General features: G+C 74.8%; 15 protein-coding genes. 7 read left to right on the top strand and 8 right to left on the bottom strand.

All coding sequences use genetic code 11. The annotated features are described in order from the left end of the window. Nucleotides 1-38 precede the first annotated feature (38 nt). The 3 genes from BBH68_RS34740 to crtI are packed head-to-tail and all read right to left on the bottom strand — an operon-like array spanning nt 39 to nt 3,576. Nucleotides 39-1,058, bottom strand: a complete 1,020-nt coding sequence (locus BBH68_RS34740) for a DUF5914 domain-containing protein (RefSeq protein WP_065967754.1) — start codon at nt 1,056-1,058, stop codon at nt 39-41. Nucleotides 1,059-1,081: 23 nt separating this feature from the next. Further along, entirely contained in the window at nt 1,082-2,062 is a 981-nt protein-coding gene (locus BBH68_RS34735; RefSeq protein ID WP_065967753.1) for a phytoene/squalene synthase family protein, read from the bottom strand. Then, the gene (crtI, locus tag BBH68_RS34730; protein WP_065967752.1) at nt 2,059-3,576 is read right to left on the bottom strand and encodes a phytoene desaturase family protein; all 1,518 of its coding nucleotides are present in this window, start codon (nt 3,574-3,576) and stop codon (nt 2,059-2,061) included. The genes BBH68_RS34735 and crtI overlap by 4 nt, the downstream gene beginning before the upstream one ends. A 321-nt stretch (nt 3,577-3,897) precedes the next feature. On the opposite strand from crtI, the gene BBH68_RS34725 reads away from it, so the two are divergent. The 3 genes from BBH68_RS34725 to BBH68_RS34715 are packed head-to-tail and all read left to right on the top strand — an operon-like array spanning nt 3,898 to nt 6,507. Further along, on the top strand, nt 3,898-4,734 hold the full coding sequence (locus BBH68_RS34725) for an alpha/beta fold hydrolase (RefSeq protein WP_065967751.1): 837 nt from the start codon (nt 3,898-3,900) through the stop codon (nt 4,732-4,734). A gap of 58 nt (nt 4,735-4,792) precedes the next feature. Further along, nucleotides 4,793-5,878, top strand: a complete 1,086-nt coding sequence (locus BBH68_RS34720) for an LLM class flavin-dependent oxidoreductase (protein ID WP_065967750.1) — start codon at nt 4,793-4,795, stop codon at nt 5,876-5,878. Further along, entirely contained in the window at nt 5,875-6,507 is a 633-nt protein-coding gene (locus BBH68_RS34715) for an FMN reductase (RefSeq protein ID WP_065967749.1), read from the top strand. The genes BBH68_RS34720 and BBH68_RS34715 overlap by 4 nt, the downstream gene beginning before the upstream one ends. A gap of 22 nt (nt 6,508-6,529) precedes the next feature. On the opposite strand, the gene BBH68_RS34710 is transcribed toward BBH68_RS34715, so the two are convergent. Further along, nucleotides 6,530-9,280 (bottom strand): ATP-binding protein, encoded by a 2,751-nt coding sequence (locus BBH68_RS34710; RefSeq protein ID WP_065967748.1) that lies wholly within the window; start codon nt 9,278-9,280, stop codon nt 6,530-6,532. A 225-nt stretch (nt 9,281-9,505) separates the two neighbouring features. Between BBH68_RS34710 and BBH68_RS34705 the strand changes: the two genes are divergently transcribed. After that, a complete protein-coding gene (locus BBH68_RS34705) occupies nt 9,506-10,390 on the top strand; it encodes an AraC-like ligand-binding domain-containing protein (RefSeq protein ID WP_065967747.1) in 885 nt (294 codons plus the stop codon). A gap of 91 nt (nt 10,391-10,481) precedes the next feature. Here BBH68_RS34705 and BBH68_RS34700 read toward each other — a convergent pair whose 3' ends face one another. After that, nucleotides 10,482-10,862: a winged helix-turn-helix transcriptional regulator gene (locus tag BBH68_RS34700; protein ID WP_065967746.1), complete on the bottom strand. Its 381-nt coding sequence runs from the start codon at nt 10,860-10,862 to the stop codon at nt 10,482-10,484. Nucleotides 10,863-10,957: 95 nt separating this feature from the next. Here BBH68_RS34700 and BBH68_RS34695 point away from each other — a divergent pair, with 95 nt between their 5' ends. Further along, nucleotides 10,958-11,365 carry a RidA family protein gene (locus tag BBH68_RS34695; protein WP_065967745.1) on the top strand — a complete coding sequence of 136 codons (408 nt, stop codon included), beginning with the start codon at nt 10,958-10,960 and terminating at the stop codon, nt 11,363-11,365. 54 nt (nt 11,366-11,419) lie between these two features. Here BBH68_RS34695 and BBH68_RS34690 read toward each other — a convergent pair whose 3' ends face one another. Then, a complete protein-coding gene (locus tag BBH68_RS34690; protein ID WP_065967744.1) occupies nt 11,420-13,549 on the bottom strand; it encodes a serine/threonine-protein kinase in 2,130 nt (709 codons plus the stop codon). A gap of 352 nt (nt 13,550-13,901) precedes the next feature. On the opposite strand from BBH68_RS34690, the gene BBH68_RS34685 reads away from it, so the two are divergent. Next, nucleotides 13,902-14,627 carry a polysaccharide deacetylase family protein gene (locus tag BBH68_RS34685; RefSeq protein WP_065967743.1) on the top strand — a complete coding sequence of 242 codons (726 nt, stop codon included), beginning with the start codon at nt 13,902-13,904 and terminating at the stop codon, nt 14,625-14,627. A 30-nt stretch (nt 14,628-14,657) separates the two neighbouring features. On the opposite strand, the gene BBH68_RS34680 is transcribed toward BBH68_RS34685, so the two are convergent. After that, nucleotides 14,658-15,899, bottom strand: a complete 1,242-nt coding sequence (locus BBH68_RS34680; protein ID WP_079151394.1) for an 8-amino-7-oxononanoate synthase — start codon at nt 15,897-15,899, stop codon at nt 14,658-14,660. Between the two features lie 123 nt (nt 15,900-16,022). Between BBH68_RS34680 and BBH68_RS34675 the strand changes: the two genes are divergently transcribed. After that, the gene (locus BBH68_RS34675) at nt 16,023-17,312 is read left to right on the top strand and encodes a cytochrome P450 (RefSeq protein ID WP_079151393.1); all 1,290 of its coding nucleotides are present in this window, start codon (nt 16,023-16,025) and stop codon (nt 17,310-17,312) included. Here BBH68_RS34675 and BBH68_RS34670 read toward each other — a convergent pair. Beyond that, nucleotides 17,273-18,547 (bottom strand): APC family permease, encoded by a 1,275-nt coding sequence (locus tag BBH68_RS34670; RefSeq protein WP_065967742.1) that lies wholly within the window; start codon nt 18,545-18,547, stop codon nt 17,273-17,275. The two genes, BBH68_RS34675 and BBH68_RS34670, sit on opposite strands and share 40 nt — an antisense overlap. Nucleotides 18,548-18,567: the final 20 nt, after the last annotated feature.

Here is an 18,567-nt window from a genome sequence, read left to right as displayed (position 1 = left end):
ACCGCCCGCCCGGCCGGCCGCCCTGCCGGGACCGCCGCTCAGCCCGGGAAGACCCCCGCGCTGCGCAGTGCCCAGCGGCGCTCCGCGTAGGCCAGGTCGTCGCGCCACAGCCGGCCGGCCGCGGCGCGCATCACGGGCCGCAGCAGGGGCGCCAGGGCGCGCGCGACGGCGAAACCCGGGCGGTCCGAGGCCGCGACGACCGCCTCGATCACCGCCGTACGGGGGTGTCCGGCCGCGTCGGGCGACAGCGGCGTGGCGTGCGTCTCGACGACCGAGCCCCGCCCCTCTCCCTCCACGACCCGCATGACGACGGTACGCGGCCCGGGCGCGGTGAACCGCGCCAGCACCGGCACCGTGGCCCGCCCCGCCACCTTGAAGGACACCTCCACGGTGAACCCGTCGCCGTCCGGGGTGTCCTGGCCGGAGGGCGTGTCCACCACCGTCAGATCCACGAAGGAGTACGGGTGGAGCCACGCGCCGTGCCAGGGATCGAGCCGGTTGGCCACCACGTCCTGCGGCTCGCAGCGGCCGACGCCGGTGTAGACGGCGGTCACCGCCTCGGCGGGACGCGGCCGGGCCGGGACGACCGGGCGCTCCAGCGGCGGCTCCCCGCCGGCCCGGTCCAGCCGCACCCAGGCCAGCACGCCGTCGTCGTACGACGGGAAGGGGGCCCAGCCCGGCAGCGGCCCGCCGGGGAGCGCCAGCCCGTGCCAGCGGCAGATCAGGGTGCCGCGGCGGACCGGGCCGTCCTTCAGCGGGGCCCCGAGGTGCGGGCACGCCCCGGGGCCGGTCCGCAGCCGGCCGTCGGCGTCGCGCCAGGCGACGACCTCCACCCCGGCGACGGTACGGCCGAACGCGCGCCCCGGCCGGATGTCGCGGGCGGCCGCCAGCACGTACCAGTCGCCGCCGGGCCGGGCCTGGGCGCGTCGCAGCGCCTCGGCGATGAGCCCGGCCCTGGCGTCCCGCCAGGTGGGCCGCTGCCGCTCCCAGGGGACGGGCGCGCGACGCAGCCGCAGCGGATAGCGCCCCCGTGGGGCGCGCCGGTCGGAGTCGGTCATGCGGTGCCCTTCCACCCGGGGGTTCACAGTCGGGGACGCCCGCCCGGGCCGGCCGGCCGTGACCGGCCGGCCCGGGCCCGGAGCCGCGCGGCCGCGACCCGGCCGAGACCGTCCAGCGCGACCGCGGCGCGGCTGCGGCGCGGGACCACGGCCCGGCGGTGCACCACCGCGTAGCCGTCCCGCGCGATGGCGTCCAGGATGCCGCCGTACAGCACGAACGCGGTCCGCACACACGGCCGGGACACCGGGTCCAGTATGGCCAGGCCCGGGGCCGCCGCCCGGTAGACGCCCCGCGTCAGCCGGGCGGCCGCGCGCAGCGCGGCCACGATGCGCGGGTCGCGGGAGCCGGTCGTGTGGCTCCACTCCAGCAGCTCCCGGTCGACGCCGTGCGCGGCGAGCAGGTCGCCGGGCAGATACACCCGGCCGCGGTCCAGGTCCTCTCCCACGTCCCGCAGGAAGTTGGTGAGCTGGAAGGCGATCCCCAGCGCCGCGGCGTGCGGGGCGGCCTCGGCGCGCGGTACGACCGTGCCCAGGACGGGCAGTATCTGCAGCCCGATGACGGCGGCGGAGCCGTGCATGTAGGAGCGCAGGTCCGCGTAGGTCGGATAGTCGGTGACCACCAGGTCGCTGCGCATGGCGGCCATGAAGTCGGTGAAGTGCCGGTGGTCGATGTCGTACACGGAGGCCGTGTGGGCCAGGGCCCGCACCACCGGCTCCTCGCTCCGCCCCGTCCGCAGCCCCGAGGCCAGCCGCTCCTGGAGCGCGTCGAGCGCGGCGGCCCGCTCGGCGGGCCCGGCGCCGCAGCTCAGGTCGTCGACGATGTCGTCGGCCCAGCGGGCGAAGCCGTACAGCGCGTGCACCGCCGGCCGGCGGGCCGGCGGCAGCAGCCGGGTGGCCAGGAAGTACGTCCTGCCGTGCCGCGCGTTGAGCGCCCGGCAGCGGGCGTAGGCGGCGCGCAGCGCCGGGTCGGTGATGCCCGCGGCGGCCAGTTCCCGGCCGGTCACGGCCGGCCGCCTCGCTCCGGCGCGCGCCGGCGGGCCGGCGGGCCGGTGATGCGGGCGGCGGCCAGCTTCCCGGAGAGCAGCACCGTCGGCACCCCGACCCCGGGGGTGGTGCCACAGCCGGCCAGCACCGCGTTGGCGACCCCGCGCACCAGGTTGCGGGGGCGGAACGGGCCGGTCTGGGCGAAGGTGTGGGCGGCCGAGAAGGGGGTGCCCGCGGCGTGCCCCTGCGCGCTCCAGTCGGCCGGGGTGACCAGGCACTCCTCCTCGATGGCGGCGCCGAGCCCGGCCAGCCCGCGCCGCTCGAGCTCGGTCAGCAGGCGGTCGCGGTAGCGGGGGGCCAGCTCCCGCCAGGCGCGGGGATCCGGGCCGATCTCGGTGTTGGGGCAGGGCGCGAGGACGTAGTGCAGATGGCGGCCGGGCGGGGCCAGGCCCGGGTCGTGGGTCGTGGGGCGGGTGATCAGCAGCGAGGGGTCGGTCATCAGCGCACCCGCGCGGGTCAGCTCGTGGAAGGTGCTCTTCCAGGCGGTGCCGAAGGACAGGGTGTGGTGGGACAGCTGCGGCCAGGTGCGGTCGGTGCCCGCGTGCAGCACCACCGCCGAGGGCGCGTGGCGCAGCCGCAGCGGGCGGCGCGGCCGCCGCCCCAGCAGCCGGTAGGCGACCGGCAGGTCGGGGGTGAGCACCACGGCGTCACAGGGGATCCGCCCCCGGTGGGTGATCACCGCGGTGATCCGCTCGCCCGTGCGCTCCAGACGGGTGACGCGGTGCCGGTAGCGGAGGTCGGCGCCCGCCCGGGCGGCCGCGTCGGCCAGCGCCCGCGGGAGGGCGTGCATACCGCCGCGCGGGAAGTACACCCCGGCCACGGTGTCCATGTAGGCGATGACGGCGTACGCGGCCAGCGCCCGGGCCGGCGGCACCCCCACGTAGAGGGACTGGAAGCTGAACACCCGGCGCACCCGCTCGTCGGCGAGGAAGCGGCCGAGCCGGGCGTCGAGCCGGCCGAAGCCGCCGAGCGCGGCCAGCCGTGCCACATCGGGGTGCAGCAGCCGCAGCGGCGAGTCGTAGTTGGTGTCGATGAAACGGCGCATCTGGACCGCGTAGAGCTCCTTCAGCCAGGCCCGCAGCCGCCGGTAGCCGAGCGCCTCCCGGGCGCCCGCGAAGCGCCGGACCTCGCTTTCCATGGCCTCGGCGCGGGTGTGCACGTCGAGGTGGTCGCCGTCGGCGAACCGGGCGCGGTAGGCGGGGTGCAACTCGATCAGGCTCAGGCGGTCGGAGAGCCGGTCGCCGACCGCGGCGAGCGCCTCCTCGATCAGGTCCGGCATGGTGAGCACGGTGGGGCCGGTGTCCAGGTGGAAGCCGCCGCGCTCCACGCGGCCGGCCCGCCCGCCGGGCACGGCCGCCCGCTCGACCACGGTCACCTCGCGTCCCGCGCCGAGGAGGTGGAGGGCGGTGGCGAGGCCGGCCAGGCCCGCCCCGACCACCACCACCCGGTCGGTGCGGCCGGGCACGGTCCTCATCGGGCCCGGCCCGCGGTCGGTTCTCCCTGCGCACGGCGCATGAGTCTCCCTTCACGACGTCGGCCGGCCCCCTCCGGCCCCGGGCCCCCGTCCGGCCGCCGGCATTCGGTCCCGGCATTCGGCTTCCGACATGGGGACAGGTGCCCGTTCGCCGACGCTCGCGGTCATGATCCACCCGATCGGCGGACAGTCGGCCGCGCGAAGTCCTGCACCCCTGGGCAAGACGCTGTGCGCTGCTCGGCAAGAGGCGGCGCGGCGCCCGCCCTACCGTGGCCGGGCGCCCTGCCGCGCGCAGCCATCCGGAAACGAGGAGAGCGACACATGCCGTACATCACCGTGGGCCAGGAGAACTCCACCCCCATCGACCTGTACTACGAGGACCACGGAAGCGGGCAGCCGGTCGTCCTCATCCACGGCTTCCCGCTCGACGGCCACTCCTGGGAGCGGCAGACGGCCGTGCTGCTCGACGCCGGCTACCGCGTGATCACGTACGACCGCCGCGGTTTCGGGCAGTCGAGCCAGCCGACGACCGGGTACGACTACGACACCTTCGCGGCCGACCTGAACACCGTGCTGGAGACCCTCGACCTGCGGGACGCCGTCCTGGTCGGGTTCTCGATGGGCACCGGCGAGGTCGCCCGCTACGTGTCCGCCCACGGCTCGGCCCGGGTCGCCAAGGTCGCCTTCCTGGCCTCGCTGGAGCCCTGCCTGCTCAAGAGCGACGACAACCCCGACGGGGTGGCCCCCAAGGAGTTCTTCGACGGCGTCGTCGCCGCCGTCAAGACGGACCGGTACGCGTACTACACCGCCTTCTTCAAGGACTTCTACAACCTGGACGAGAACCTCGGCACCAGGATCAGCGAGGAGGCCGTGCGCAACAGCTGGAACGTGGCCGCGGGCGGTGGGTTCTTCGCGGCCGCCGCCGCGCCCTCGACCTGGTACACCGACTTCCGCGCCGACATCCCGGCCATCGACGTGCCGGCCCTGATCCTGCACGGCACGGCCGACCGGATCCTGCCCGCCGAGGGCACCGCGCGGCCGTTCCACAGGGCGCTCCCGTCCGCCGAGTACGTGGAGATCGAGGGCGCCCCGCACGGCCTGCTGTGGACCCACGCGGAGGAGGTCAACGCCGCGCTCCTCGCCTTCCTGGCGAAGTGATCACGGCGAAGTCACCGCGCCCCGCAAGCACCACCACCGCCGGAACGAAGAGGCCCCCATGCAGTTCGGTATTTTCTCGGTGGGGGACGTCACCCCCGACCCGACCAACGGCCGTGACCCCTCGGAGCACGAACGCATCAAGGCGATGGTGGCCATCGCGCTGAAGGCGGAGGAGGTCGGCCTGGACGTCTTCGCGACCGGCGAGCACCACAACCCGCCGTTCGTGCCGTCCTCGCCGACCACGATGCTCGGCTTCATCGCCGCCCGCACCGAGAAGCTGATCCTGTCCACCGCCACCACGCTGATCACCACCAACGACCCGGTGAAGATCGCCGAGGACTACGCGATGCTCCAGCACCTGGCCGACGGCCGGGTGGACCTGATGATGGGCCGCGGCAACACCGGCCCGGTGTATCCGTGGTTCGGCCAGGACATACGGCAGGGCATCAACCTCGCCAAGGAGAACTACGCCCTGCTGCGCCGGCTGTGGCGGGAGGACGTGGTGGACTGGGAGGGCACGTTCCGTACGCCCCTCCAGGGCTTCACCTCCACCCCCCGGCCGCTGGACGGCACACCCCCGTTCGTGTGGCACGGCTCGATCCGCTCGCCCGAGATCGCCGAGCAGGCGGCCTTCTACGGCGACGGCTTCTTCCACAACAACATCTTCTGGCCCGCCGACCACACCCGGCGGATGGTGCAGCTCTACCGGCGGCGCTACGCCCACCACGGCCACGGCCGGCCCGAGGACGCCATCGTGGGCCTGGGCGGGCAGGTGTTCATGCGGAAGAGCTCCCAGGACGCGGTGCGGGAGTTCCGCCCCTACTTCGACAACGCGCCCGTCTACGGGCACGGGCCCTCGCTGGAGGAGTTCACCGAGCAGACCCCGCTGACGGTGGGCTCACCCCAGCAGGTCATCGAGCGGACGCTGTCCTTCCGTGAGTCCGTCGGCGACTACCAGCGGCAGCTGTTCCTCATGGACCACGCCGGGCTGCCCCTGAAGACCGTCCTGGAGCAGCTGGACATCCTCGGCGAGGAGGTGGTGCCCGTGCTGCGGAAGGAGTTCGCGATCGGCCGCCCGGCCGATGTGCCGGACGCCCCCACCCACGAGACGCTGCGCGCCCGCGGGGAGGTGTCCGCCGCATGAGGCTCGTCGCCGTCTCGGCGGGGCTGAGCACCCCGTCCTCCACCCGTCTGCTCGCCGACCGGCTGGCCGAGTCGGCCCGCGGCGAACTCGAGGCCCGGGGCCACGAGGTGCGGGTCGACGTCATCGAGCTGCGGGAGCTGGCCGTCGCCGTCGCCAACCACCTGGTCACCGGCTTCCCCGCGCCGCCGCTCGCCACCGCGATCGACGCGGTCACGGGCGCCCACGGGCTGATCGCCGTGACCCCCGTGTTCACCGCCTCGTACAGCGGGCTGTTCAAGTCCTTCTTCGACCTGATCGACCCGGAGGCCCTCACCGGGAAACCGGTCCTGGTCGCGGCGACGGGCGGCACGGCCCGCCACTCCCTGGTCCTGGAGCACGCCCTGCGCCCGCTGTTCAGCTATCTGCGTGCCGCCCTGGTCCCCACCGCGGTGTACGCGGCCTCCGAGGACTGGGGGTCCGGCGGCGACGACTACACGGAGGGCCTGCCCGCGCGCATCCGGCGGGCGGGCGGCGAGCTGGCCGCCCTCATGGCCGCCCGCCCGGACCGGGAGACGAACAGGGACGACGTGGACGAAGGGGACGACGTGGACGCGCTCGAGCGGCAACTCTCCGACCTGCGGTTCGACTGAGGCGGCCGGCCGCATGGGGATCTCAGTCGTCCAGCCGGAGCCTCTCCCGCAGCTGGCCCCGGGAGGTGATCCCCAGCTTCGGATAGATCCGGTACAGGTGCGCTCCGATGGTGCGGTGGGAGAGGTAGAGCTGCTGGCCGATCTCCCGGTTGGACAGCCCGGTCGCCGCCAGCTGCGCGATCTGCAGTTCCTGCGGCGTGAGCAGGTCCCAGTCCGCGGGGCTGCTCTGGTCGCCCCGCTCGCCTGCGGAGCGGAGTTCCTGGCCCGCGCGCTCGTGCCACGGCTCGGCCCCCAGCGAGGCGAAGCACTCCCGGGCGATCCGCAGCGGCGCCCGGGACTCCATCACCCGGCGCCTGCGGCGCAGCCAGGTGCCGTGGGCGAGCAGGAGGCGGGCCCGGGTGAAGGGGTCCCGGGACAGATCCAGGCCGAGCGCCGCCCGGAACGCCGCCTCGGCGTCCTCGTCGTCGGCCAGCAGAGCGTGGGCGACGCTCAGGTTCGTCCTGATCAGCCGGGCCGTCGTGGCCGCGGACGCGCCGTCGAGCCGGCTGAGGGCGGCCCGTGCCGCCGTCCTGTCCTCCTCCCGCACGGCGGCCTCGGCGAGCACCGGGATCGCGATGAACTGGAGATACGGGTGGTGGGCGGGGTCCGCGGGGTCGAAGACCCGCCAGACGCAGCCGAACGCCTCGGCGTGACGGCCGGCCGCGAGCGCGATCAGGCCCCGGGTGATCTGGACGTAGGCGAGGTTCGACGGGTTCGCCACGGCGATCACCCCGCGTTCGGCCCGTTCGATGGCGGCCCGCGCCGTCTCCAGCTCCCCGCGCACCGCCGACAGCTGGGCCTTGGCGATGAGCGCGCCGGTGAGCCAGCGGGGCTGGGCGTTCTCCTCCGCGAGCCGGGCGGCCTCGGCCACGCTCGGCAGGCCCGATTCCCAGTCCACGGTGTGCGCCGATACGAACGACAGCGACACCAGGGTCTGGGCGAGGAGCCACAGCCGTCCCTGGGCCCGCAGACCGGCCGCCGCGTGACGGAGGAACCCCGCCGCGTGGTCGTAGCCCCCCATCATCGTGGCCGCCGTGCCGAGCGTGGCGGCGGCGAGGGCGTCGTAGCCCCCCTCGCTCTCCAGGCGCTCGAACCGCTCGATCACCGTGGCGCCGCGCTCCAGCGGGGCGGCGCCGGCGAGGACGAACACCAGCTCGGGGTGCAGCTCGGGGACCGGCAGCCGCTCGGCCGCCGCCACCACGCGCTCGCGCATGGCGCGGCCCGGGTCGGACCACCAGCAGCGTCGGGCCGCCGTGCGCAGCAGCCGCAGCGCGAGTCCGGGATCACCGGCGTCCGCCGCCTCCTCCGCCGTGGCGATGAGGAGGCGCAGCCGTGGGATGTTGTTCGATACATCGGTTTCGAGTCCCTCGCGCAGCAGCACCGTCTGGGCCCGCTCCAGCACGTCGAGCTTCAGCGGCGCCACCCGGTGGAGAAGAGCCGACGCCTGGTCCGCCCTGCCGAGTTCCAGGGCCAGTCCAGCGGCCTTGAGCAGGCGTTTCGCCGTGTGCGAAGGGAGCTCGCCCAGCGCGATGGACCGCTCCAGGGCCGCCAGGGCCACGGCCGGCGCGCCCCGCTCCTCCGCCCTGGCGGCGGTCCGGTCCAGCTCCGCGGCGACGGATTCGTCGCGCCGGCCGCTGGCCGCGGCCCGGTGCCAGATCTGACGGTCGGGGTGCCCGTCCAGGACCGCGGCCAGCGCGCCGTGCGCGGTGAGGCGCTCGGTGAGCGAAGCGGACTGCAGGACGGCCGACCGCACCAGGGGGTGGCAGAACCGGATCCGGTATTCGTCCACCGTGACCAGGCCGAGCTCCACCGCGGGGGACACGGAGTCCGGCGCGACATCGGAGCCCGCCAGCACCGAAGCGGCCGCGAGGACCTCGCCCAGCGCCCCCTCGTCGTCGGAGGCCGCGACGAGCAGCACGCTCCGCGTGTCGGTCGGCAGGTCGGACAGCCGCGACGCGAAGGTCTGCTCCAGCCTGGCGGTGAGGGGGACGGCCGAGGAGGTCAGGGCCGCCGCGGCCGCACCCCGCCGGCGCAGCGCGGCGGGCAGCTCGATGACGGCCAGGGGGTTGCCCGCGGCCGCGTCGAGCACCCGGTGCCGCAGCGGCGGATCCAGCCCCGGCTCCACGGCGTCCAGCAGCGCCCCGGCATCGCCCGGGGTGAGCGGGGGAAGCCGCAGTTCGCGCAGTCCGAGGGTGTCCAGGGACGTGGGGTGTCCGTCGCGGACGCCGAACAGCATCCCCAAGGGCTCGGCCCCGAGCCGGCGGGCCATGAACGCGAGCACGTCCAGGGTCGGCGAGTCGAGCCACTGCGCGTCGTCGACGACCAGCAGCACGGGCGCCCGGCCGGCCGCTTCGCTGAGCAGGTCGAGCGTGGCCAGCGCGATCAGGAAGAGCTGCGGGGGCTGCCCGGCGGGGGGCGGTGCGGCCATGCCGAAGGCCCCCAGCAGCGCCTCCGCCTGCACCGGAGGCAGCCGTGGCACCCGGTCCAGCATCGTCCGCGTCAGCTGGTACAGCCCGGCGAACGGCAGATGGGTCTCGGCCTCCACGCCGGACGCGGAGAGCACGCTGAACCCGGAGCGCTCCGCCTGGCGCGTGGCCCGGGCCAGGAGGGCGGACTTGCCGATCCCCGGAGCGCCGCGCACCACGAGGGCCTGGCCCTCCTCGGGCAGCCCGGCCACGAGCGCGTCGAGAACGGTGACTTCCTTTTCCCTGCCGAACAGGTCGTGGTCCGACATCCGACCCGACATGCGTTGACCCCCAGGCCCCTGTGCGTTTTGAGCAGGCCCAGTGCGTTTGAGCTGCGAAAACATTCTATGAGGGGACAGCGGGACAAGGCCGCGGGGGGCCGCGCGGGGCGGTGACGGCACACGCCGGGGCCCGGCCCCCACAGTCACTTCGCAGTCATTGTGCCGATGCCCCGGGAGCCGGCAGGAGCCAGGCTCGGGGGAGTGTTTGAAAGTTTGAAAGGCTCCACGACGGCCGCCCCCGACGAGGCGGGCTCCGGCACCATCCGCACGGCCCCCCTGGGCCGGCTCCAGGTCACCACGGTCGAAGGCGACCCGCTGAAGGCCCCGCGGACCCGGCGGCTCGCCACCCAGGGCGACGAGGACCGGGACGTGGTCGTGAAGCTGCTGAGCAAAGGGAGCGCCCGCCTCCAGCAGGACGCCCGCGAGGTGACCCTGCGGGCCGGGGACGTCTTCGTCTACGACAGGGCGCGCCCGTTCCGGCTGACCTTTCCCGAGCGCTTCCGGACCGTCTCCGTCATGATCCCCCGGCAGATGCTGGGGCTGAACGAGACGCAGCTACGGCAGATCACGGCGTCCCCGCTGCGCCCCGACACGGCGCTCGGCGGACTGCTGTCCACCTTCCTGGACAGGCTCGCGGACACGGCGGGGAACTACCGCCCGCACATCGGCGAGCTGCTCGCCCGCAACGTGGTGGACATCCTGACCGTCCTGGCCGACGAGCGGCTCGGCGGCACCTCCACGGACACCCCGAGCGGCGACGCGGCGATGCTGCTGCGCATCCGCGCGTACATCGACCGGCACCTCGCCGATCCGGAGCTGAGCCCGCGGACCATCGCCGGGGCCCACCACATGTCCGTGCGCTACCTGCACAAGCTCTTCGAGGCCGAGGACACCACGGCCGGCCGGTGGATCCAGAGCCGCCGGCTGGAGGCGTGCCGGCGGGACCTGGGCCGCCGGGAGACCATGGGCCGCACCATCGCCGCGGTGGCACACGGGTGGGGCTTCGCCAGCGCCGCCCACTTCAGCCGGGTGTTCCGGGCCGCGTACGGGATGTCGCCCAGCGAGTGGCGGGAGGCTCACCGCCCCGCCGCCCGGTAGGCCGGCGCGGTCCGGTGGGCGGGCGGCGGCCCGCCCTCGGGTGGTTGTACCGCTTGCGCCCTTGCTTGCGCCATTGATGGAAAAGCGCACCTCAGCTGTCGAAGCGGCGGCGGGAAGCCTCGATATGGGTGAGGTAGGTGTGGGTCCAGCCGCACATTCCGTCGATCGTCCTGCGCAGGGCCCGGCCCGGCTCGGTGAGGGTGTACTCGACCCGCGGCGGCACGGTGGGGTGCACGGTCCGCTCGACCAGGCCGTTGCGCTCCAGCATGCGCAGGTTCTGGGTGAGCATCTTGTGGCTGATGCCCTCGACCTCGTCGCGCAGCTCGCTGAACCGCAGGGTGCGCTCCCCGAGAAACTCGATGATCAGGAGCGCCCACTTGTTGGCGACGTCCGAGAAGATCTCCCGCGCCAGGGAGTCCGCCCGCGCCAGATCCGCTTCCTCGGCCATGCCCCTGAACTGCTTGGTCACCATGAGGTTCCCCAGTCACTGAAAAGTGCGTTCTTCCATGTCAGCGACCACTCTCTTACGGTTCCCGAGTAACCACAAGAGACCGATAGGCGGGCACTATGGCCATCACCCTGATCAACCCCAGCGGATTGCCGGAGATCGACGCGTACCGGCAGGTGTCGATCGCGACCGGGTCCAAGCTGGTCTTCATCGCCGGGCAGGTGGCCTGGGACGCCGACGGGGTCACGGTCGGCGAGGGCGACCTCGCCGCGCAGGTCGAGCGGTGCTACGTCAACATCGGCGCGGCCCTGGCCGGGGCCGGCGGCTCCTTCGACGATGTGGCGAAGCTGACCGTCCACGTCGTCGACTGGAGCCCCGACAAGATGCCCCTCCTCCTGGAGGGGATGGCCCGGGCGGCCGCGACACTGGGGGTCACCCCGGTGCCGCCGGCCACGCTGATCGGGGTCGCGGCGCTGGACGTACCCGAGCATCTGGTCGAGGTGGAGGCCACCGCGGTCATCGACTGACCCGTCCCCACGCCCCGCCGCTGATCCGCCGCCGTGTCCGTCAGGGCCCTCCGGTCAGGAACCTTGGAAGATCGTCGTGCACAGCAGCGTCCGGCCGTCGTCCACCAGCCAGGCCCAGTAACGCCTCCGGTCGTTCGGCCCCTCCACGCAGTTGCGGGCACTGGCACCCGCGGGCGCCTGGTAGACGCCGGCGATGTGCATGATCTGGTTGTAGGCGGAGGGGACGCGCCGCGCCCGGCAGTCCACGGCCGTCATCGGGCCGATTGAGATGCTGTCGCCGGACTGAGTGCCGAGCACGCAGTAGTTCTTGAGGTAGATGCGGCTGACGCAGAGCTTCGTGGTCTCACCCGACACGGACGAGGCGTAGGTCCACGACGCCTTCCCGGTGCCGCTGGGGCAGACGCTGTCCGAGGTGCTGGTGACGCGGACGAGCCCGGCCCACTGGCTGCCGCAGGACACCGGGGTCGGCGGCACATCGGCGCTCCAGTCGATGACGCTCCCGCGGCGGCCCGTGTCGTAGACGGGCAGGCAGTCACCGACCGAGACGGCCTTGAACGCCTCCTCGGTCGGGTCGGGGGTGGGGGAGGAGGTCTCCGGGTCGGGCTCCTCGGTCGTGGGCTCGCTGGTGGTGTCCGTGCTCGAATCCACGTCCGTCTCCGGGGTGCCGGCGTACGGGGTGCCGGTGTCCGGATCGGTGGCGTACGAGCCGCCGCCGGTCGGGGAGGGGCTCTCGGACGAGCTGTTCGACGCGCCGGCCTGGGAGTCCGGGCTGTCGCCACCCTTCCAGGGCTGCCAGGCCAGGAGTACCAGCGCGAGCACCAGCAGGACGGCCAGTGCGAGGCCGCCGCCGGACGAACCCCCCTGGCCGGTCCGGCCACTTGGCGCGGAGGTGGCCGGTTTCTCCCGCGTCCCGGCGCCGCCCGTGTTCCCCCCTTTCCCGCCGCTCCCCGATTTCCCGCCGCTCCCGGATTTCCCAGTGCTCCCGGCGCTCCCAGTGCTCCCGGCGCCCCCAGTGCTCCCGGCGCTCCCCGTCGCCGCGGGTTTCCCGGGTCGCCCGGCCTTGCGCCGCTCCTCGGCCTGCCGCGCCTTGGCGCGCCTGGCGGCCTCGGCCAGGTCGCGCATCTCCTGCTGCCTGAGCTCGCGGGTCTCGCGCGCCCGCTTCTCCCGCTCCCGCCGCGCCGCCCGCTCCCGGGTGTCGAGGAGGGTGGGCGCGGGCGGCGGGACCGGCCGGGTGTGCTCGTCGGACATCGCGGCCGCGGCGCCGCGGTCCGCGTCCAGCGCCCGCCCGTGGGCCTCGTACGCGTCGATCAGCGCCGTCCACCGCACCGGCAGCCAACGCTGCTCACGCCCCCGTCCGGACGCCCCGTCGGCCTTCTCCAGGAAGCGCACCAACAGGTCTTCGAGCGTGGGGCGCAGGCCGGGGTCGATGGCCAGGCACGGGCGGATCAGCGGGTCGAGCTCCGTCGGCAGGCCGGCCAGGTCGAGCGTGCCGGTCTGCACCCGGGCCAGCCGCTGGAGGGGTCCGTCGTCGACCTCGGGGTAGGGGGCGCGCCCCACGGCGAGGTGGAAGAGCGTCGCGCCCAGCGAGAACACGTCGGAGGCCGGGGTGGAGCGTTGGCCGAGCGCCTGTTCCGGCGAGGTGTAGTCGATCGTGCCCAGCGTCAGCGAGGTGGTCGTCTTGTCGATGGCGTGCGAGATGCCGAAGTCGATGACCAGCGGGCCGGTGAGCGGCAGCAGGATGTTCTGGGGTTTGACGTCGCGGTGCACGACACCCTTGTCGTGCAGGGCGAGCAGGGCCTGCGCGGCGCCCGCCGCGACCCAGGGCAGGGCGGACGGCGGCAGCGGCCCCGCCTCGCGGACCAGGTCGCCGAGGGAGGGCGCCGGGACGTACTCGATGGCCATCCAGGGCCGCCTGGCCCGCGCGTCGGCGTCGACCACCCGGGCCGTGTAGGCGCTGTCGACCCGCCGGGCCAGCTCCACCTCGCGCGCGAACCGCTTTCGGTCGGGCTCGCTGACCACGCCCTCGGCCAGCAGGGTCTTGACCGCGACGAGCGGGCCGTCCGGGCGGGACCGCGCCAGGTAGATCCGCCCCATGCCGCCCGTGGTGAGCCGCCACAGAAGCCGGTAGGACCCGAGCCGCTTCGGGTCGTCCTCACCGAGCGGCCTGATGCCGATACCGGCCATCCCCCGTCATCCTCCCCCGTAGTCCCGCCGCGCGGTGACGCGGCATTCGAGTGTGCTGCATCCCGGGGCAGCGGGACAACCGTGATCCATTACCGGAAACATTTCGGGACCGGCCAGCTGAATCCCGCTGCCGCAAACGGCTGTTGGCGATCCCGTCCGAGAAGGCGGAGCTCAACAGGGAAGCGGCGGGGGAGGTGGGGTGCGTTCCTTCCGGAATCGTTCCGGAAGAAAGCGTTGACGTTGCGTCAGCTCCGCAGGATACTCCGCTTCGCCCGCACCGGCCTTTCCCGCCGACCGGCGCCGACCAGCACCCCGACGGACGGGCACCCCGACCTGTGCTCCTGGAGGAAAAATGCTCGGAAGCGCGCGCAACCGCATACGGATCGCACTCGTCGCCGCGGCCACGGCCGCCCTGGCGGCCTTCTCGATGGCCCCGTCCCCGGCGGCCACGCCCGGGGAGGCGCGTGGCGGCACGGCCTGGGCCAACTGCCCCGCCGGATACGTGGGTCTGACCTACGACGACGGACCGAACCCCGCCTCGACACAGGCGCTGCTGAGCGCCCTGCGGGCGGGTGGCGCCAAGGCCACCTTCTTCATCTGGGGGCAGCACGCCGAACAGTACCCGGACCTGCTCAGGGCCGAGCAGGCGGCGGGCATGTGGATCGCCAACCACACCGCCACGCACGCCCACCTCACCCAGATCGGCGAGCCGGCCGCGTACAACGAGATCGCCACCGCCCAGAACACCGTCCGGCGCATCACCGGACAGTCGCCCACCCTCTTCCGGCCGCCATACGGCGAGACCAACGCGCAGGTCAGGTCCGATGCCGCCCGCCTCGGGCTGACCGAGGTCCTGTGGAGCGTGGACTCCCAGGACTGGAACGGCGCCGGCACCCAGCAGATCGTCCAGGCCGCGGCCGGCATGCGGGCGGGCGGCATCATCCTCATGCACGACGGTGGCTACCAGACCACCGTCAACGCCGTGCCGCAGATCCTCAGCGGGCTCGCCGCACGAGGGCTGTGCCCGGGCAGGATCACCGCGGGAGCCGGCGGCACCGCGGTCGTCACCGCACCCTGAACAGCACTCCGAACGGCCGCCGCCCGGGCGTCAGTTCCCGGCCACGGGGTGAGGAGCGTCCGCGCGCGGGGCGCACCGGGCGACCACCGCCACCGCCTGCTCGATCCGGGCGTCGGTGAGGTCCCCGCGCGCGGTGAGCCGCAGCCGGGAGAAGCGGTCGGGTACGGAGGGCGGCCGGAAGCAGCCGACCGCCACCCCCGCCTCCCGGCAGGCGCGCGCCCACGCCACGGCCGCCTCGGGCGACGGCGCGCGGACCGACACCACGGCCGCGTCGGGCACGCTCGCCTCGAGCCCCGCGGCCGTCAGGCCCGCGGACAGTCGGCGGGCCACCTCCCTGGCCCGCGCGGCGCGCTCCGGCTCCTCGCGCAGCAGCCGCAGGGCGCCCAGGGCCGCCCCCACGCTCGCGGGGGCGAGCCCGGTGTCGAAGATGAAGGTGCGGGCCGTCTCCACCAGGTGCCGGACGACCCTGCGGGGGCCCAGGACGGCCCCGCCCTGTGACCCCAGGGACTTCGACAGCGTCACCGTCGCCACCACGTCCGGTGAGCCGGCCAGCCCGGCGGCCGCCAGGGCCCCGGCCCCGCCGTCCCCCACCACGCCCAGGCCATGGGCGTCGTCCACCAGCAGCGCGGCGCCGTGCGCGCGGCAGGCCCCGGCCAGCTCCGTCAGCGGCGCCGCGTCGCCGTCCACCGAGAACACCGAGTCGGTCACGACCAGGGCCCGGCCCCCGTCGCGCCCCGCGAGCGCGGCGCGCACCGCGTCCGGATCGCGGTGCCCCACGGGCGCCACCTCCGCCCGGGAGAGCCGGCAGCCGTCGATGAGCGACGCGTGGTTGTACGCGTCGGCGACGATCAGCGTGCCCGGTCCGGTCAGCGCGGTCAGCGCGGCGAGGTTGGCCGCGTATCCGGAGGAGAAGACCAGCGCGGCCTCGGCCCCGCAGAACGCGGCGAGCTCCTCCTCCAGTTCGGTGTGCAGCTCCGTGGTGCCCGTGACCAGCCGTGACCCGGTGGCGCCGGCGCCCCAGCGCAGCGCCGCGTCGGCGGCCGCCCGCACCACCCGGGGGTGGCGGACCAGCCCCAGGTAGTCGTTGCTCGCCAGATCCAGCACCGGGTCCACGGCCGGCCGGGGACGCGGGCGACGGGTCAGCCCGGCCCGGGCACGCAGCTCGGCACGCCGGTCGACCCAGTCGAACACCGCCGCGGGGTCGGGGGCGGCGCCCTCCGGGCGGGCACGGTGGGATTCCGGACTGGTCGGCTGGACGGTGCGGTTGGCCATGGCGGAACTCTGACACGCGGCAGGGGACACGCTCCAGGCAGGCCCCGCCGCGTCGCCGCGGATACCGGGTGATACCGCGCACATCACGCCGACGGCCGACCGCTCACGTGTTAGCGTCCGGGCGTGATCACCCCGGCCCTGGAGGGCCTCGACCTGTTCGGCGAGGGCTTCGTCCGCGACCCGTACCCCTGGCTCGACCTGCTCCGCGCCCAGGCGCCGGTGCATCACGACCCCCGCACCGGACTCTGGCTGATCAGCCGTCACCGGGACATCCGCCGGGTGCTGCTCGCCCCAGACGCCTTCCGCCCGGACAACGCCCAGCACGCCGTCACCCCGCTGCCGGTGGCCGTGCTGCGGGTGCTCGCCCGGGCCGGCTTCCAGCTCCCGCCCGCGCTCGCCAACAACGGCACCGCCAGCCACCCCGGCCTGCGCCGGGTGGTCACCCGGTTCTTCAACGGCCGGCGTGTCGCGGCGGCGGTGCCGGTGATCGAGCGCATCGCCGACGAGCTGCTCGAGGAGGCACGGGCCCGGTTCGACGCCACCGGCGGCTGCGACCTGTTCGCCTCCTACGCGCAGATCCTCCCCTGCCGGGTGCTGATGGAGCTGCTGGGCATCGAGGGCATCGACCCGGCCACGCTGATCCGCTGGAGCGACGCCTCGCTCGAGCTGTTCTGGGGCCGGCCGACCCTGGACCGCCAGCTCGAAATCGCCCCGCTCGTCGGCGAGTTCCACCAGTGGCTGACCGAGACGGTGCGCGGCGGCAGGACCCCCGCCGACTCGTTCGTCGGGGCGCTCGCCCGGCACCGCCTGCCCGACGGCGAGCCGTTGGACCCGCAGACGGCGGTCGGCGCCTGCTTCTTCGTGTTCATCGCCGGACAGTCGACCACCGGACAGCTCCTCGCCACCGTGCTGCGCCGGGCGCTCACCGAGCCCGGGCTGTGGCCGCGCCTGGCGCACGAGGAGGGACTGGCCGGGGCCTGGGTGGAGGAGGTGCTGCGGCGCGAGCCGCCGGTGACCACCTGGCGGCGGATCACGGCACGGCCCGTGCGGCTGGGCGGGAGGGAGCTGCCCGAGGGCGCGCGGCTGCTCCTGATGCTCATGGGCAGCGGGTCGGATCCTGAGGTCTTCGCGGCTCCCGAGCGGATGTGCCCGCACCGGGCGGAGGTCCGCCACCATCTGGCCTTCGGCGTCGGCAGCCACCGCTGCCCCGGCGCTTCCCTGGCGCGCACCGAGGCGGCGGTGGCGCTGCGGGCGGCGGCCCGCGGCCTGCCACGGGCGCGCCTCGCCGCACCGGCGCAGGAGCCGCCGATGCTCGGCCTGCTGTCCTTCCGGGCCCCGCTACGGGTGGCGGTGACCGCGGGGGCGGGGAGCACTTACGGGTTGCGGGCGGCCACGGCGCGGCGGACCCCGTAGGCGGTGGCGCCGCAGGCCAGCACCGCGGCCCCCGAGACGACCGAGGAGAGCGGGAGGGCGAAGGCCAGCGCCAGGCAGCCGGCCAGCCCGACGGCGGGGATCAGCCGGTTGGGCCGTCCCTCGTCCCGGGTGAGCGTCCAGGCGGAGGCGTTGGCGACGGCGTAGTAGGCGAGCACCCCGAAGGACGAGAAGCCGATCGCCCCGCGCACGTCCGCCGTCGCGGCCGCCACCGCCACCACGGCGCCCACCAGCAGCTCGGCCCGGTGCGGCACCTTGAAGCGCGGGTGGACGGCGGCCAGCGCACGGGGCAGATGGCGGTCACGCGCCATGGCCAGGGTGGTGCGCGAGACGCCGAGGATCAGCGCGAGCAGCGAGCCGAGCGCGGCCACGGCGGCCCCGGCGCGCACGACCGGGGCCAGCCCGCCGGCGCCCGCCGCCCGGACCGCGTCCGACAGCGGTGCCGCGGACTGCGCCAGTCCCTTCGGGCCGAGGACGGTCAGGGCGGCGACGGCGACGGCGGCGTAGACCACCAGGGTGAGGCCGAGGGCGAGCGGGACGGCCCGGGGGATGGTGCGCGCCGGGTCGCGGACCTCCTCGCCGAGCGTGGCGATACGGGCGTAGCCGGCGAACGCGAAGAACAGCAGGCCCGCCGCCTGGAGCACCCCGCCGGGGGTGGCGTCCGAGCCGACGTCCAGCCGGGCCGCGTCCGCGGCGCCGGACGTCACGGCGGCGACCACCACGGCGGCGAGCACCGCCAGGACCACGGCGACGATGGCGCGGGTCAGCAGCGCGGACTTGTGCACCCCGGCGTAGTTCACCGCGGTCAGCGCCACCACCGCGGCCACCGCCACGGCGTGGGCCTGACCCGGCCACACGTAGGAGCCGACCGTGAGGGCCATGGCCGCGCAGGAGGCGGTCTTGCCGACCACGAAGGCCCACCCGGCCAGATGGCCCCAGAAGTCGCCGAGGCGTTCGCGGCCGTAGACGTAGGTGCCGCCGGAGGCCGGGTAGCGGGCCGCGAGCCGGGCGGACGAGGTGGCGTTGCAGTAGGCGACCACGGCGGCGAGCGCCAGGCCGAGCAGCAGACCGGAGCCGGCCGATCTCGCCGCGGGGGCGAGGGCGGCGAAGATCCCCGCGCCGATCATCGACCCCAGCCCGATCACCACGGCGTCCGGCACCCCGAGCCGACGGTGCAGTTCGCCGGGTATCCCGGTGGTGGTCGACGGCTTGTTCATGGCCCACTCTCCCGGCGGCA

The organism is Streptomyces sparsogenes (assembly GCF_001704635.1).
GTDB classification, from domain to species: domain Bacteria; phylum Actinomycetota; class Actinomycetes; order Streptomycetales; family Streptomycetaceae; genus Streptomyces; species Streptomyces sparsogenes.
This window is presented reverse-complemented; position numbering and strand designations above follow the sequence as displayed.

What these genes read in the sequence shown, in the direction of transcription:
- BBH68_RS34685 (WP_065967743.1), top strand. Translation starts at nt 13,902, where the DNA reads ATGCTCGGAAGCGCGCGCAACCGCATACGGATCGCACTCGTCGCCGCG.
- BBH68_RS34725 (WP_065967751.1), top strand. Translation starts at nt 3,898, where the DNA reads ATGCCGTACATCACCGTGGGCCAGGAGAACTCCACCCCCATCGACCTG.
- BBH68_RS34720 (WP_065967750.1), top strand. Translation starts at nt 4,793, where the DNA reads ATGCAGTTCGGTATTTTCTCGGTGGGGGACGTCACCCCCGACCCGACC.
- BBH68_RS34740 (WP_065967754.1), bottom strand. Translation starts at nt 1,058, where the DNA reads ATGACCGACTCCGACCGGCGCGCCCCACGGGGGCGCTATCCGCTGCGG.
- BBH68_RS34700 (WP_065967746.1), bottom strand. Translation starts at nt 10,862, where the DNA reads ATGGTGACCAAGCAGTTCAGGGGCATGGCCGAGGAAGCGGATCTGGCG.
- BBH68_RS34715 (WP_065967749.1), top strand. Translation starts at nt 5,875, where the DNA reads ATGAGGCTCGTCGCCGTCTCGGCGGGGCTGAGCACCCCGTCCTCCACC.
- BBH68_RS34690 (WP_065967744.1), bottom strand. Translation starts at nt 13,549, where the DNA reads ATGGCCGGTATCGGCATCAGGCCGCTCGGTGAGGACGACCCGAAGCGG.
- BBH68_RS34695 (WP_065967745.1), top strand. Translation starts at nt 10,958, where the DNA reads ATGGCCATCACCCTGATCAACCCCAGCGGATTGCCGGAGATCGACGCG.
- BBH68_RS34670 (WP_065967742.1), bottom strand. Translation starts at nt 18,547, where the DNA reads ATGAACAAGCCGTCGACCACCACCGGGATACCCGGCGAACTGCACCGT.
- crtI (WP_065967752.1), bottom strand. Translation starts at nt 3,576, where the DNA reads ATGAGGACCGTGCCCGGCCGCACCGACCGGGTGGTGGTGGTCGGGGCG.
- BBH68_RS34680 (WP_079151394.1), bottom strand. Translation starts at nt 15,899, where the DNA reads ATGGCCAACCGCACCGTCCAGCCGACCAGTCCGGAATCCCACCGTGCC.
- BBH68_RS34710 (WP_065967748.1), bottom strand. Translation starts at nt 9,280, where the DNA reads ATGTCGGACCACGACCTGTTCGGCAGGGAAAAGGAAGTCACCGTTCTC.